Annotated in this window: 11 protein-coding genes, 10 tRNA genes and 1 rRNA gene; 2 read left to right on the top strand and 20 right to left on the bottom strand. The window is 35.8% G+C overall.

The window, feature by feature from the left end:
* Positions 1–173 precede the first annotated feature (173 nt).
* Both ribD and FS935_RS21690 read right to left on the bottom strand, forming a co-directional pair.
* Positions 174–1274: a bifunctional diaminohydroxyphosphoribosylaminopyrimidine deaminase/5-amino-6-(5-phosphoribosylamino)uracil reductase RibD gene (ribD, locus tag FS935_RS21695; RefSeq protein WP_146950718.1), complete on the bottom strand. Its 1101-nt coding sequence runs from the start codon at positions 1272–1274 to the stop codon at positions 174–176.
* Entirely contained in the window at positions 1271–2029 is a 759-nt protein-coding gene (locus FS935_RS21690) for a GTP cyclohydrolase II (RefSeq protein ID WP_146950717.1), read from the bottom strand. The genes ribD and FS935_RS21690 overlap by 4 nt, the downstream gene beginning before the upstream one ends.
* A gap of 388 nt (positions 2030–2417) precedes the next feature.
* On the opposite strand from FS935_RS21690, the gene FS935_RS21685 reads away from it, so the two are divergent.
* Complete coding sequence (locus tag FS935_RS21685; protein ID WP_146950716.1) at positions 2418–2738, top strand: thioredoxin family protein; 321 nt, start codon at positions 2418–2420, stop codon at positions 2736–2738.
* Between the two features lie 243 nt (positions 2739–2981).
* Here the strand turns inward: FS935_RS21685 and glpK are convergent, their stop codons facing one another.
* Positions 2982–4484 (bottom strand): glycerol kinase GlpK, encoded by a 1503-nt coding sequence (glpK, locus tag FS935_RS21680; protein ID WP_146950715.1) that lies wholly within the window; start codon positions 4482–4484, stop codon positions 2982–2984.
* Between the two features lie 371 nt (positions 4485–4855).
* Between glpK and FS935_RS21675 the strand changes: the two genes are divergently transcribed.
* Entirely contained in the window at positions 4856–5419 is a 564-nt protein-coding gene (locus FS935_RS21675) for a glutathione peroxidase (RefSeq protein WP_146950714.1), read from the top strand.
* A 155-nt stretch (positions 5420–5574) separates the two neighbouring features.
* Here FS935_RS21675 and glmS read toward each other — a convergent pair whose 3' ends face one another.
* The 17 genes from glmS to rrf all read right to left on the bottom strand — a co-directional run bounded on the left by glmS (position 5575) and on the right by rrf (position 14363).
* Positions 5575–7380, bottom strand: coding sequence for a glutamine--fructose-6-phosphate transaminase (isomerizing) (gene glmS, locus FS935_RS21670; RefSeq protein ID WP_146950713.1), 1806 nt, complete (start codon positions 7378–7380; stop codon positions 5575–5577).
* A 476-nt stretch (positions 7381–7856) separates the two neighbouring features.
* Positions 7857–9203: a phosphoglucosamine mutase gene (gene glmM / locus FS935_RS21665; protein WP_146950712.1), complete on the bottom strand. Its 1347-nt coding sequence runs from the start codon at positions 9201–9203 to the stop codon at positions 7857–7859.
* 28 nt (positions 9204–9231) lie between these two features.
* A complete protein-coding gene (locus FS935_RS21660; RefSeq protein ID WP_158638682.1) occupies positions 9232–10482 on the bottom strand; it encodes a CdaR family protein in 1251 nt (416 codons plus the stop codon).
* Positions 10475–11296 (bottom strand): diadenylate cyclase CdaA, encoded by an 822-nt coding sequence (gene cdaA / locus FS935_RS21655; protein WP_146950710.1) that lies wholly within the window; start codon positions 11294–11296, stop codon positions 10475–10477. The genes FS935_RS21660 and cdaA overlap by 8 nt, the downstream gene beginning before the upstream one ends.
* A gap of 337 nt (positions 11297–11633) precedes the next feature.
* Positions 11634–12266: an anti-sigma factor family protein gene (locus FS935_RS21650; protein ID WP_146950709.1), complete on the bottom strand. Its 633-nt coding sequence runs from the start codon at positions 12264–12266 to the stop codon at positions 11634–11636.
* A 13-nt stretch (positions 12267–12279) separates the two neighbouring features.
* Positions 12280–12843, bottom strand: a complete 564-nt coding sequence (gene sigW, locus FS935_RS21645) for an RNA polymerase sigma factor SigW (protein ID WP_146950708.1) — start codon at positions 12841–12843, stop codon at positions 12280–12282.
* Positions 12844–13086: 243 nt separating this feature from the next.
* Positions 13087–13162 (bottom strand) — tRNA-Ala (locus tag FS935_RS21640).
* 12 nt (positions 13163–13174) lie between these two features.
* Positions 13175–13249, bottom strand: a tRNA-Gly gene (locus FS935_RS21635).
* 5 nt (positions 13250–13254) lie between these two features.
* Positions 13255–13327, bottom strand: a tRNA-Lys gene (locus tag FS935_RS21630).
* Positions 13328–13331: 4 nt separating this feature from the next.
* Positions 13332–13406: transfer RNA gene (locus tag FS935_RS21625), tRNA-Gln, on the bottom strand.
* A 139-nt stretch (positions 13407–13545) separates the two neighbouring features.
* A tRNA-Tyr gene (locus tag FS935_RS21620) sits at positions 13546–13629 on the bottom strand.
* A gap of 13 nt (positions 13630–13642) precedes the next feature.
* A tRNA-Thr gene (locus FS935_RS21615) sits at positions 13643–13715 on the bottom strand.
* 134 nt (positions 13716–13849) lie between these two features.
* A tRNA-Val gene (locus tag FS935_RS21610) sits at positions 13850–13925 on the bottom strand.
* 57 nt (positions 13926–13982) lie between these two features.
* Positions 13983–14057: transfer RNA gene (locus FS935_RS21605), tRNA-Glu, on the bottom strand.
* 28 nt (positions 14058–14085) lie between these two features.
* A tRNA-Thr gene (locus FS935_RS21600) sits at positions 14086–14158 on the bottom strand.
* A gap of 2 nt (positions 14159–14160) precedes the next feature.
* Positions 14161–14235: transfer RNA gene (locus FS935_RS21595), tRNA-Asn, on the bottom strand.
* Positions 14236–14247: 12 nt separating this feature from the next.
* Positions 14248–14363, bottom strand: a 5S ribosomal RNA gene (gene rrf / locus FS935_RS21590).
* Between the last annotated feature and the right edge of the window lie 301 nt (positions 14364–14664).

Below are 14664 nucleotides of genomic sequence, written 5' to 3'. Positions count from 1 at the left end.
AAGTGGCAAAAATCTATTGTACTTTATAATTGCCACATATATATGATATGTCTATTATAACAATTCTTATAAGTTTACTCGGTTTTATTCTACAGGATATTTCTTTTCATGACAACACTAAAAAACACGATGAATTAGTTCAGGTTCTTTCATCGTGTTTTGTTTATTATTATTCACTTTAAATTCTTATAGGTTGGATATCCTGTATATTTAAAATCTTTACCGATTTTAGTTACATCTAATTCCTCAAGATCTATTGCATCGGACATTTTTTCGATACCTTCACCTGCAAAAAAACTTGGTGATTGCTTACCGCCAATTAATTTAGGTGCAACATATAAAACTAGTTTATCTACTAATTGTTCTTTTAAGAAGGATGAATTAACTTCTCCTCCACCTTCAATTAGCACGGATGAAACATTATGTTCACCTAATATATTCATGGTGTCATGTAAATCCACTCGCTGTTTACCTTTTGTTACAAATACCTTCACACCCAGGTTTTCTAACTCTTGCTTGATCTTATGGTTATGATTTTTCGATGTAAAAACCCATGTTTCAGCTTTTTTATCAGTCACAATTTTACTTTCCAATGGAATACGTAAGGTACTGTCTAAAATGATTCGAATAGGATTTCGACCGTATGGTATTCTTGTTGTTAACTCAGGGTCATCCTGTATGACAGTATGAACTCCGACTAAAATACCTGAGTGTTCATTGCGTAAATGATGAACATCAAGGCGAGCTTCTTCTGAAGTGATCCATTTACTGTCCCATGTATGGGAAGATATTTTCCCATCTAAAGTGGTAGCTGCTTTTAATGTCATAAACGGCTGTTTCTTCACAATAAACTTGTTAAATACTTCATTCATTTTTCTTGACTCTTCTTCACAAACTCCAACGATAACCTCAATATTAGCTTTTTCTAAAATTCTAACACCATTTCCCGCAACAATTGGATTAGGATCAAGAGTGGCAATGATCACTTTCTTTATCCCAGCTGTGACAAGTGCCTCAGCACAAGGACCAGTTCGCCCATGATGTGAACATGGCTCTAAAGTTACATAAATGGTACCACCCTTTGCCTTTTCTCCTGCCATGCGTAATGCATGAATTTCCGCATGGTGTTCCCCTGCTTTTAGATGGGCACCAACACCTACAATACGATTGTCATTAACAATAACAGCTCCTACAAGCGGATTAGGAGCTGTTTGTCCTTTCATTGCCTTCGCATTGTCTAATGCTAGCTTCATATAAGATTCGTGTTCACTCAAATTGGGTATCCTCCTCGAAAATGACCTGCTTTCTCCATTTTAGTTTCTAAATAGCGTTGATTATACATCGAAATATCTCCCCATAATGGGATTCTACCCGTAACATTTGCACCTGAATTCTTAAGTGCTTCTAATTTATTCGGATTATTCGTTATTAACGTAACAGGTAGCTGACGAAGAGACTTCAATACTCTAATGGCTTCATCATAATTACGGCTATCATCTTTAAAGCCTAAATATTCATTAGCTTCTACTGTATCTAATCCTTCTTCTTGTAAAATGTACGCCATTGCTTTGCTAAATAACCCAATCCCTCTACCTTCATGATTTGCCAGATAAAAAAGTGCACCTGAGCCATGTTCAGCAATCATCTTCATAGAATTCTTCAATTGAAACCCACAGTCACAACGCTTACTCCCAAATATATCTCCTGTATGACAAATGCTATGCATACGAATAAGTGCTTCCTCACTATTTTCAAAATCTCCGTAAACTAATACACTAGATTGCTGACTTTCTGCTAAGTTAGCCGTTGCTAAGCTTTTGATTAACAAATCCTTCTGCTCTTCTAAAGGAAGATTTAAAGAATTATCCATCTCTAACCAACTGTACCAGTTAAAATTTAAAGTTTCTCCATCCAGTTGGACTGGCAATTTTATCGGACCAACAATAAAAATCTGCCCAGATTCATGGGAAATTTTATTTATTTTCTTTTTTAAAGCTTGGAATGATGTTTGTTCAGTTGCTTCTATCATCATTTTTCCTCCTGGTTATCGATCTATTATATAAAGGGTTCTTTACCTTACATTGTCTTAAAATAGAATAGAGGACATCCTACTATTCGTAAAAACTTAATGGTTACTTATTGTAAGTAAGTTTAAATTCGGATGATCAATAAGTCAATTTTCTATGCTTTTTATTCTAGAAATTATGATGTTTTAAATTATATATGAAAGCTTATAGTAAAGCTCATGATAAATCTTGGTAGATGAACTATAAAAAGGCGATTTAATCATAAAGGCTCACATTCCATCTATGAATTTCTCCAACTAAAATAGAGCTTCAAGATTTTGAATAATATTATCTTATAGATTACTTTATTTTCTAGATGATTAGGTTAAAATAGTGGATGAGGTGATCGTAATGGAACATGTAAAAACAGAAGAGAAATTTAAGGAATTAATAAATAGCAACCAACCAGTTGTGTTAAAATTCTTTACAGATTGGTGTCCTGATTGCAAAAGAATGGATATGTTTTTACCAACAGTTTTTGAAGAAGTTGAAAATGTAGAAATGTATGAAATCAACAAAGATGATTTACCTGAAATAGCAGAAAAGTATGATGTAATGGGGATTCCTAGCCTATTAGTGTTCAAAAATGGTGAAAAACAAGCACACTTACATAGCGCAAATGCAAAAACACCTGATCAAGTAATTGAATTTCTTACTACCTCAATTACATAAAAGTTAAAAAAGGCTGACAGAATTTCTATGTGATCTGTCAGCCTAACTTTTATCGTATCTACTTATAGTGCTTTCGATTATTTAAGGTGGTTTTCATAAAACTTTGTAGTTTTTAGTAAGCTTATGGGAACTGCACTATATAAAGTCTAGTAGCTTCTTTTCTTTTAAAATCATACTTAATTCAAATAATCGCTATTTTAACAAGTAATTAGGCAATTAGCAGCAATGTACCAGAAAAGAGCTTTATTTAATAGGCTTAAAGCTCATCGTTGCATGAACAGCCCTTTGCCAGCCTTCATACAATTGACTTCTTTCTTCTTCACCCATACTCGGATCAAAGGATGTTTCCACTTTCCACTTATTCGCAATTTCATTTCGATCCTGCCAAAATCCGACTGCTAGCCCTGCTAAATATGCAGCCCCTAATGCTGTAGTTTCATTAACTACAGGTCGTTCAACAGGCACATTTAACACATCGCTTTGAAAATTCATTAAGAAATTATTTTTAACCGCTCCACCATCAACTCTAAGTTTTTTAAGCTTAATACCTGAATCTGCTTCCATTGCTTTTAAAACATCTTTTGCTTGGAATGCTAGAGATTCCAACGTTGCACGAATAAAATGCTCTTTTGTTGTTCCGCGTGTTAAACCAAAAACAGCTCCTCGTGATTCACTATCCCAATATGGTGTTCCTAAGCCAACAAATGCAGGCACAACATATACACCTTCAGAAGACTCAACTTTACTAGCATATACCTCACTAGCAGAAGCATCATCAATCATTCTTAGCCCATCACGGAGCCATTGGATGGCAGAGCCCGCCACAAAGATACTTCCTTCTAACGCATACTCAACTTTTCCATCAATTCCCCAGGCAATTGTTGTTAATAACCCACTTTCAGAGTTTACCGCTTTTTCACCTGTATTCATTAACATGAAACAGCCAGTGCCATAAGTATTTTTGGCCATCCCTTTTTCATAACATGCTTGCCCAAACAATGCTGCTTGCTGGTCTCCCGCTACACCTGCAATCGGTACAGCTTCTCCAAAAAAGTGATAATCAACTGTAGTAGCATACACTTCAGACGAAGAACAAACTTCTGGTAGCATTGACTTTGGAATTGTTAAAATTTCTAATAACTCATCATCCCATTCCAAGTCATAAATATTATACATAAGTGTTCTTGAAGCATTACTATAATCTGTTACATGCCTTTGTCCACCAGATAACTTCCAAATTAACCATGTATCTACTGTTCCAAAAAGCAATTTCCCTTCTTCTGCCTTTTGTCTTGCTCCTTCTACATGATCGAGAATCCACTTCACCTTAGTACCGGAGAAATAGGCGTCAATTAACAAACCTGTTTTATTATGAAATAAATCACTATATCCTTTTTCCTTTAATTCCTCACAAATATCCACTGTTTGCCTTGATTGCCATACAATAGCGTTATAGATAGGTAAACCTGTTTCTTTATCCCAGACAATAGCTGTTTCTCTTTGATTTGTAATTCCAATACTTGCAATCTCTTTAGGAGAGATAGATGTTTTAGTTAATAATTGTGCAATTACAGCTAATATTGAGCTCCAGATTTCTTGTGCATTATGCTCTACCCAACCTGATTTAGGAAAGTATTGCTTGAACTCTTGTTGAGCAATATCAACTATTTCTCCTTCTTTATTAAATAGAATTGCTCGTGAGCTTGTAGTTCCTTGATCAAGTGCTAATACATATTTCTTTTCCATCGGAATTCCCCCAGTTTGCTTCTATTAATTCAGATCAATCACTTCGTTATTTAAGATAAACCTAATAGCTTTTAAAAATTATTATCTAACAATATAAAAATAGACAGCATATGCATCTATCGAAAGGTTCGATAATTACGCATAGCTGTCTCTGGTTTCTTATCAGCACGAAATATTAACTTATATCTATTATAAGAAATAAGATTACTATTTGTAAACGCTTTTAGTGAAATTCTATATATTTTGTTTACGAAGTAGAAAACAAAATGTCAATAATCCTTTTCAATATAACTATTCACTTTCTTTATGCTACAATAAGAACTAAGAATAAAGACCTATTACTTAAGAATCATCAAAACGGAGGAATTAAAATGAATATACATAACTTTACAGCTACATCAATGATTGGACAAGAGAAATCTTTAGCGGAATACAAAGGTAAAGTGTTGTTAATAGTTAACACTGCCGGACGTTGTGGTTTTACCTACCAATACGAAGATTTGCAAAAATTATATAATCGCTATAAAGATAAAGGTTTTGTTATCTTAGGATTTCCTTGTAATCAATTTGATAATCAAGAGCCTGACGCTAACTCACAAATTCAAGCAAACTGTTTATTAAATTACGGAGTTAGCTTCCCATTATTCCAAAAAACAAATGTTCGTGACGAAAATGTACACCCATTATTCAATTATCTTTCAAATAAAATACCCTTTCAAGGATTCAACAAGTTTCATCCTGTCGCAAAAATCTTAATACCATTAATAAATGAAAAACACCCTGAGTATCTTACTGACGACCACTCAATCAAATGGAATTTCACAAAATTCCTAATCGATCCTAACGGAGAAGTAACAAAAAGATTTGAATGTACAACAGATCCAATAGATATGGAACAAGATATTGAAAAATTACTAGAGACAATTACGGTATAACAAAAAGGGGTCTGTCCTTCACAATGGTGAGGGACAGACCCCTTTTTGCAGTGAGTTTATCAATAATGACTACACAAGGAGAACAGATAAAACATAACCGGAAAAGAGTATATAAATAAGGCTCTAATACATTTATGTATTAGAGCCTTTTCTATTTATTCTACTGTAACACTCTTAGCTAAATTTCTTGGTTTATCAACATCACAATCACGGTGTAATGCTGCATAATAAGAAATTAATTGTAATGGTACAACAGCTACTAATGGTGATAATTGTTCATGAACACTTGGAAGAATGAAACGATCATCTTCTTCTTCTAAGCCTTTCATAGAAATGATACATGGATTTGCACCACGTGCTACTACTTCTTTGACATTTCCACGAATGCTTAAGTTAACATGTTCTTGAGTTGATAGTGCAATTATTGGAGTTCCATTTTCGATTAAAGCAATCGTCCCATGCTTTAATTCTCCACCTGCAAAGCCTTCAGCTTGAATATATGAAATTTCTTTAAGCTTTAATGCTCCTTCTAATCCTACGTAGTAGTCTACAGAACGACCAATAAAGAATGCGTTACGAGTTGTTGCAAAGTATTCCTTTGCAATCTCTTCCATTTCTTCTTTTTGATCACATAGAACTTCCATTGCATTAGCAACAATTCCAAGCTCCTTCGTTAGATCAAATTCTAATGAACGACCCTTTCCTTCAGCTGCAACTGCTGCAAGAATAGAAAGCACTGCTAGTTGTGCTGTATATGCTTTTGTTGATGCTACAGCAATTTCAGGACCAGCATGTAATAACATTGTATAATCAGCTTCACGAGATAGTGTAGATCCTTGAACATTTGTAATCGTTAATGCTTTATGGCCAAGCTCTTTAATCTGTACTAATACTGCACGGCTATCAGCTGTTTCTCCACTTTGTGAGATAAAAATAAATAGTGGATTAGGTGATAGTAAAGGCATATTGTATGAGAATTCACTTGCAATATGAACTTCAACAGGAATTTTAGCCCAGTTTTCAATAAACTGTTTACCAATTAACCCTGCATGATAGCTAGTTCCTGCAGCAACAATGTAGATTCGGTCTGCCGCATTAACTGCTGCTACGATTTCTGAATCAACTGTTATTTCATCAGCATCATTACGATATTTATCAATAATTCTTCTTGTAACTAAAGGTTGCTCATCAATTTCTTTCAACATGTAGTGAGGATATGTGCCCTTTTCAATATCGCTAGAATCAATTTCAGCTTTGTAAGGTGCACGTTCAATTACATTACCCTGTAAATCTTTAATAGTAACCGTTTCACGTTCAACGAATACCATTTCTTTATCCATGATCTCCACATATTGATCAGTCACTTGTAGCATTGCCATAGCATCTGATGCTACAACATTAAAGCTACCATCACCTAAACCAACAAGAAGAGGACTTTTGTTTTTTGCGACATAAATCATGTTAGGATTTTGCTCATCTAATAATGCAATTGCATAAGAGCCTTTTAAGATTGATAACGTTTGACGGAACGCTTCCTCAACCTCTAATCCTTCATTAACAAATTTATCAATAACTTGGACAATTATTTCTGTGTCTGTATCACTTTTTAGCTCAACGTTTTGTAGATACTCACGTTTTAAGATGGCATAGTTTTCAATAACACCATTGTGTACAATTGTAAATCTGCTAGTTGTACTTTGATGTGGATGTGCATTTAGCTGGCTTGGTACGCCATGAGTTGCCCATCTTGTATGTCCAATCCCTGTTGATGCTTCAACTTTTTCATCTACACTTTTACGAAGCTCAGCAATACGACCTTTTTCTTTGAAAATATGCACTCCATCTTGATTCATCGTTGCAATTCCTGCAGAGTCATATCCTCGATACTCTAATTTCTCTAATCCTTTTAAAAGAATTTCCTTAGAGTCTTTTTGTCCAATATATCCTACTATTCCGCACATATTTGTTTCCTCCCATAGAGTGTCATGGGACAGTTGTCATTTTAATTTCGGAGACATTAACTGTCCCCTCACACATGTTTTTGTAATTTGGAAGGCTACACTTTTCCCTTTGTTCAAAAAGTTACCTCTTTGTTTTAAGGAAAAGTTTACGGTTGTAACCAATCAACCGGGAGGCATCCGCCGAAATTTCGATAACCTCCATCCTCGTCAACTAAGCTTTTTCGTCCACTTAGTTCAGGCGCTTTATGATGTTTTCAGGTAAAACCTATGCTCCTTTACATTAAATTTAAACACAAAGTTAATATTACAATACGAAGATTTAAATCGTCAATCTATTTTTTCCAATTGTTTAACAACCTTAGTATCGATTGTTTACTTATACTATATGCATGGGTTTCTTTTCTTGTTAATGAGAAACCCAAATCCTCAATAGTTTGAAACATATAAAAAAGCGGGTTTCCCCGCTTCTAAAGCATCTACTCTAATCCCATTTCTGCTTTTACAACTTCTACAATTCTTTCTACATACTCACGGCATTGTTCTTCAGTTGGAGCTTCTGCCATAACGCGTACTAACGGTTCTGTACCTGATGGTCTAACAAGTATACGACCATTTCCATTCATCTCTTCTTCAACTGCTGTAATTACTTCTTTAACTTTTGCATTTTCAGTTACTTTATATTTATCAGTTACTCTTACATTAATAAGTAATTGAGGGAACTTTTGCATTTCTCCTGCAAGCTCTGATAATTTCTTTCCAGTTAATTTCATAATATTAACAAGCTGTAAACCAGAAAGCAATCCGTCACCTGTTGTATTGTAATCTAAGAAAATAATATGTCCTGATTGTTCTCCACCAAGATTATAATCATTTTTTCTCATTTCTTCTACAACATAACGATCACCTACAGCTGTAGCAACACTATTTATATTCTCTACTTCCAAACCTTTATAGAAACCAAGGTTACTCATAACTGTAGATACAACAGTATTTTTCTTTAGTCTACCTTCATTATTTAAGTACTTGGCACAAATAAACATAATTTGATCACCATCAACGATTGCCCCATTTTCATCTATTGCAATCATACGGTCACCATCTCCATCAAATGCCAATCCAATATCAGCATTCTTCTCCTTTAAAAATGCTGATAGTGCCTCTGGATGTGTTGAACCAACACCATCGTTAATATTTAATCCATTAGGTGATGTACCCATAGTAGAAACATCTGCATCCAAGTCAGCAAACAAATGTGTTGCTAATGACGATGTTGCACCATGTGCACAATCTAATGCAACATGAATTCCAGTAAAGTCTTCATCTACTGTTTGTTTTAAGAATTGAAGATATTTCTGTCCACCTTCAAAATAATCATTAACTTGTCCTAAATTCTTCCCTACAGGTCTAGGTAAAGTATCTTCTTCTTGATCCATTAATGCTTCAATTTCCAGCTCTTGATCATCAGAAAGCTTGAAACCGTCTGGTCCGAAATATTTAATTCCATTATCTTCAACAGGATTATGTGATGCAGAAATCATGACACCAGCTTCTGCTCCAAGTGCCTTTGTTAAATAAGCAACACCTGGTGTTGAGATGACGCCCAATCGCATAACCTCTGCTCCAATTGATAAAAGCCCTGCAACTAGTGCTCCTTCTAACATATGCCCTGATATCCGAGTGTCACGGCCAATAAGAACCTTAGGACGCTCTTTATCCTTTGTTAAAACGTACCCACCAAAACGACCTATTTTAAAAGCTAATTCAGGTGTTAATTCACTATTTGCTACTCCTCGTACTCCATCTGTACCAAAATACTTTCCCATTGGGTTTCGCTCCTTTTATCCTATCTGCCTAAGAGGCTGAGGAAATTTTCACTTTTACTGTTTCTTGTTCTAATGACCATGTGATGTTTTGAGGACCATTAACCTCTACCTTTACTTCATGTTCTCCATCACTTAAATCTGATAAGTTAATATATAGCTCTATATCATCACTCGTTATGCTCTCAATAACACTTGGTGCCCCAAAAATCTGTACATCAATAGAGCCTAAATCTGGATCGAGAAAATCAAATCTCTTTCCTTCTGACATTCCAACCTCTTGGATTGATTGATCAGATAACAATTTTTCTTCTTGATTATCTATATCTACTTTTATGTTAATTTTCTCTGGAGAAACCTTGTTAACTCCTTCTGGCTTTGGAATTGCAACTTCCAGAACAGTATCTTCTGTCAGTTTACTTAAATCAACTTTGATTCCATCCAGAAATTCCAGGTTTTCTAGAACATCTAAAGGACCATAAACAGTCACCTGCTTTGGATCAGGCTCTAGACTTAAAATACTTAATCCTTTTCCAAGTTCACCTTCTCTAACTATTTTAAAAGGTAATTCTTTACTTGGACTTTTTATAGGAACAGTTACATCAACAACTGAAGGTTCAACCTCCACAGGAAGAATATTTCCATCCCCATCATATATTGTTATGGTTGCATCTGATTCTACTGTTTCTTTTGCATTTTCCAAATTTATTGTTGCTTTCACAGCAGAAATTCGCTCTATTACTTCTTTGGAAGCCGTCACATTAATACTATTTGGGCTAACAATTGGCTGATCTGGTTCATAGCCTTCTTCAAGTTTATCTTCATTCAGAAAATCAACTGTCACTGGAAAGCTCTTTGTTATTTTTTCTTCAATTGAAACTGTAATAATTGAAGGGTTAATACTTGCTGTTAAATCATCTGGAAGATCTTTATGCTTTAATTTCACCTGGTGTGTTCCAATAGATAAATTCGTTAAGTCTGCATAAATCTCAAAACCCTTTTGCTTACTCGCTTTTGTAATCGAACCAGTTGTTCCCTCTAATGTTACACTAACTGTTTCAGGTACTCCTGTTACAACAAGATTTTCTTGATCAAAATATGTAACGACGGGTACTTCTGTAACAGTGCTCTTATCAGTAGTAGAAGTGGTTCCTCCTAATAATGGTGGAGGTTGGCTTTTACTTGGTGATCCTGATTCAATATTAACCGAGGCATAAAGCATCAAGGCTAAAAATAATGCAATAAACCTCATGACCCATGGACTTTCTATAAGTTTATCCATTCTTTTTTCCCCTCCATTGCCAACGGTTTGAGGAAACAGCTTTTGTTGGAGCATTTAACTCTTTTTGTAGAATGTTTCTTAATTCATCCTGAGTTAAGTTCCTATGAAGCTCACTATTTCTAGCAGCTGATACACTTCCTGTTTCTTCAGAAACAATAATTGTTAAACTATCCGTAACCTCACTAACTCCTAATGCTGCTCGATGTCGCGTACCAAGCTCCTTAGAAATAAAAGGGCTTTCCGATAATGGAAGATAACACGCTGCAGCTGCAATTTGGTTTTTCTGAATGATAACAGCACCGTCATGAAGAGGTGTATTTGGAATAAATATGTTAATTAGTAATTCAGATGAAATTCTAGATTCTAGAGATATTCCAGTTTCTATATAGTCACTCATCCCTGTTTCTTTTTCGATCGTCATTAATGCCCCAATACGGCGTTTAGCCATATAATCAGTAGCTTTTACGATTGCTTCGACAGCCACTTCTGGATCTTCTTCCCCAGGTAAACCACCTCTAGTAAATAATCGACCTCTTCCTAGCTGTTCTAAAGCTCTGCGCAGCTCTGGTTGGAATATGATAATAATCGCTAGAAATCCCCATGTTAAAGCCTGATCCATTAACCATTGCAATGTACTCAAACCCATGTACTGACTTAACATACGGACTACGATAATAACTGTAATTCCTTTCAATAGCTGAACAGCTTTTGTTCCCCTTACTACCATAATTAGTTTATAGATAACATACCAAACAAGGAGAATATCAACAGCTATACCGAGGTAATGTAATAACGGTATATCCTCATATCCCATTCACTCGTCCTCCATGAGTTTTAATCGTCTTTCTAAGCAAACCAGTTTGTTATTAACACCTAAAACAGAATTTAATATAAATAAGAATCTTCTAGATTACAGCTTAATTAAAGACTGTTTCCAACTCATATTGAGGTTAATATAAAATCCCCTCAAAAAAAGTTACTTACCTTTTCTATTATTACCGTTATGTATATAGCTTCAAAAGGTAACTTCTCTATTATATCACTTCACCTTTAATCATGTAAAAAGGTCACCAATTTGATGACCTTAAAGAAAGTGCAATAAATCTTCTGAGAAGGGCTTAGATAGTCAAACTGATGAGCCTACCAGTGATTTACTGAAAAACACTAACAACATCCTTTGAAGTTGACTTTATATGATACCAAAGCCAATCAAACATCTCATTTACTTCATGTATATCACCAGTAACTTGACCAGCAGATGCTACATACTTTTCACCATTATTTGAAGTTACATCTCCATTAATAACAGTAACATCTCCATCTATTTTACCTTCTATTAAGAGAGATCCATTCTTTACTGTAACATCCCCCTCAACAATTTCACCTGCAGGTACAATCACCTTGCTATTTTCAACAACTAAATTAGACTGCTTAGAAACGCTAAAATGCTGATCTTCATTCCATGCAGAAAATAAGCTACCTGTCATCAGTAGTAAGAATAAAGATGCTGCTGAAAGTAGTGGGTGACCTTTTAACCATCTATTCCAAGATACAGTTTTCTTTTCTTTAGGAAGTCTGTTCATAACAGCTGATGTAAAATCAGATGGTGCTTCTATATGAGATGTACTTTGAACAAGTGCAACAGCTTTTTCAAGTTCATGAAAATGATGATAACATTCCTTACATGTATGAAGATGATCTTTTATTTTAGCTTCATCTTCCTCTGATAATTCTTGATCCATATATTTGTGTAAAAGCTGAATAAACTCATTAGAACAGCTCACATTTCTCACCTCTTTATAAATGCCTTAATTGCTTTCTGAGTGCCTCTCTTCCTCTATGGATACGGGTTTTAACCGTACCAACAGGAATGTCCAAAATTTCACTGATCTCAATTAATGATAGTTCATCAATATACTTCAAAACAATAACAGTTCTGTACTTATCTGGAAGCTTTAAAATTTCCTTCTGAATAGTTTCCTGTAGTTCAATTGTTTCTAACTCTTCTTCAGGTAAGGCATCCTGTGATGCAACCTGAGAATACATTGTTAACCCCTCAGTTCCAGATATCTCTGCATCTAAATAATAATCGGGTTTCTTTTTTCTTATTCTATCGATACAAAGGTTTGTTGCAATACGGTATAGCCATGTAGAAAACTTTTTATTCATATCATATGTATGAATGTTTACATATGATCGAATAAATGCCTCTTGAGCAATGTCCTCAGCTTCATGGGCATTTCCTAACATTCGATAACACAACTGATATATCTTGTCTTTATAAAGATCAACAATTTCAGCAAAGGCATTCTGATCACCTTTTTTTACTTGCTTAATCCTTTTTTTCACGATCGTTTCCATTTTGTCATACCTCCGCACTCTGCGGGTCTCTTTTTATACGATTAAGGTTACCGTTTGGTTTCATTTTTTTCACATAAAATTATTTTAACAAATTTTGGAGAACTTTGGAGGAAAGTTTTAAATAAAGTAAAATAAATCGTGAAAAATTCATAATTTTTAAGTATTGGAATTAAAAAAGACAATTTTAAAAGCGATAAACTATGTTTATCGCTTTTTATATAGGTACATTATTGTTTATAATTTTGGTGGAGCCTAGCGGGATCGAACCGCTGACCTCCTGCGTGCAAGGCAGGCGCTCTCCCAGCTGAGCTAAGGCCCCTAAAAACTAATATGGAGCGGAAGACGGGATTCGAACCCGCGACCCCCACCTTGGCAAGGTGGTGTTCTACCACTGAACTACTTCCGCAAAAATGAGCCATGAAGGATTCGAACCTTCGACCCTCTGATTAAAAGTCAGATGCTCTACCAACTGAGCTAATGGCTCTAAATGGCTGGGCTAGCTGGATTCGAACCAACGCATGTCGCAGTCAAAGTGCGATGCCTTACCGCTTGGCTATAGCCCAATAAATGTCTTAATAATTATAATAACCATATCATCGTGAAATTATTCACAATATTGATAATGAGAAAATAAAAAAACAATTAATGAATTGTATTAAAACAACTCTATCATCGTTTATCATCATTCATTATATAATAAGATGGTGGAGGGGGGCAGATTCGAACTGCCGAACCCTAAGGAGCGGATTTACAGTCCGCCGCGTTTAGCCACTTCGCTACCCCTCCATATATGAAACAGTGCCGGCGAGAGGACTTGAACCCCCAACCTACTGATTACAAGTCAGTTGCTCTACCAGTTGAGCTACACCGGCGTGTAGTTTTAAGTATTTATTTCATTGAATATCTTAGAATCCGTTTTCACTTTGGAATAAATACTCTAAGCTAGTAGAAGGTATTTAAGATGTTAAATGAAATGGTAAGATATTTTCGCTTTGCGAAAAATCTATGGTGGAGGATGACGGGATCGAACCGCCGACCCTCTGCTTGTAAGGCAGATGCTCTCCCAGCTGAGCTAATCCTCCAAAAGTTAATATAGGGAAATTATTATTGTAAGTTATTTTCGCTGTGCGAAAAAACTTTGGTGACCCATACGGGATTCGAACCCGTGTTACCGCCGTGAAAGGGCGGTGTCTTAACCGCTTGACCAATGGGCCGTTCTTTAGTTAGAAGAATATTTTCATAAGCTTCCAACCGGGCTCGAACCGGTGACCTCTTCCTTACCATGGAAGTACTCTACCAACTGAGCTATGGAAGCAATGGCTCCGCAGGCAGGACTCGAACCTGCGACCGATCGGTTAACAGCCGATAGCTCTACCACTGAGCTACTGCGGAATAATATCCAAAGCCTGGCGACGTCCTACTCTCACAGGGGGAAACCCCCAACTACCATCGGCGCTGAAGAGCTTAACTTCCGTGTTCGGCATGGGAACGGGTGTGACCTCTTCGCCATCATCACCAGACAATGTGACAAAAACTATTATACAACTTTAGAAGAAAAAATCAAGTGTTTTTCAAACATTAGATTCCCTCAAAACTAGATAACGATTTTACAATTCAATTCACTGAGTTTTCGCTCTTACTTTGTCCAGCTACAGAAGCCAAATCCTACGGTTATTTCACACTCTCCTGCGAAGTCTAACGACTTCTTTTCGAGTGCTCCAATTCCCTATGGATTAAAGCGGGCTTCCTCCGCTTTTTGTTTAGGTTAAGTCCTCGATCGATTAGTATCTGTCAGCTCCACACGTCACCGCGCTTCCACCT

Source organism: Metabacillus litoralis (genome assembly GCF_007994985.1).
GTDB classification, from domain to species: Bacteria; Bacillota; Bacilli; order Bacillales; family Bacillaceae; genus Metabacillus; species Metabacillus litoralis.
Note: the sequence above shows the minus strand (reverse complement) of the source record. Positions and strands in the feature narration are given on the sequence as shown.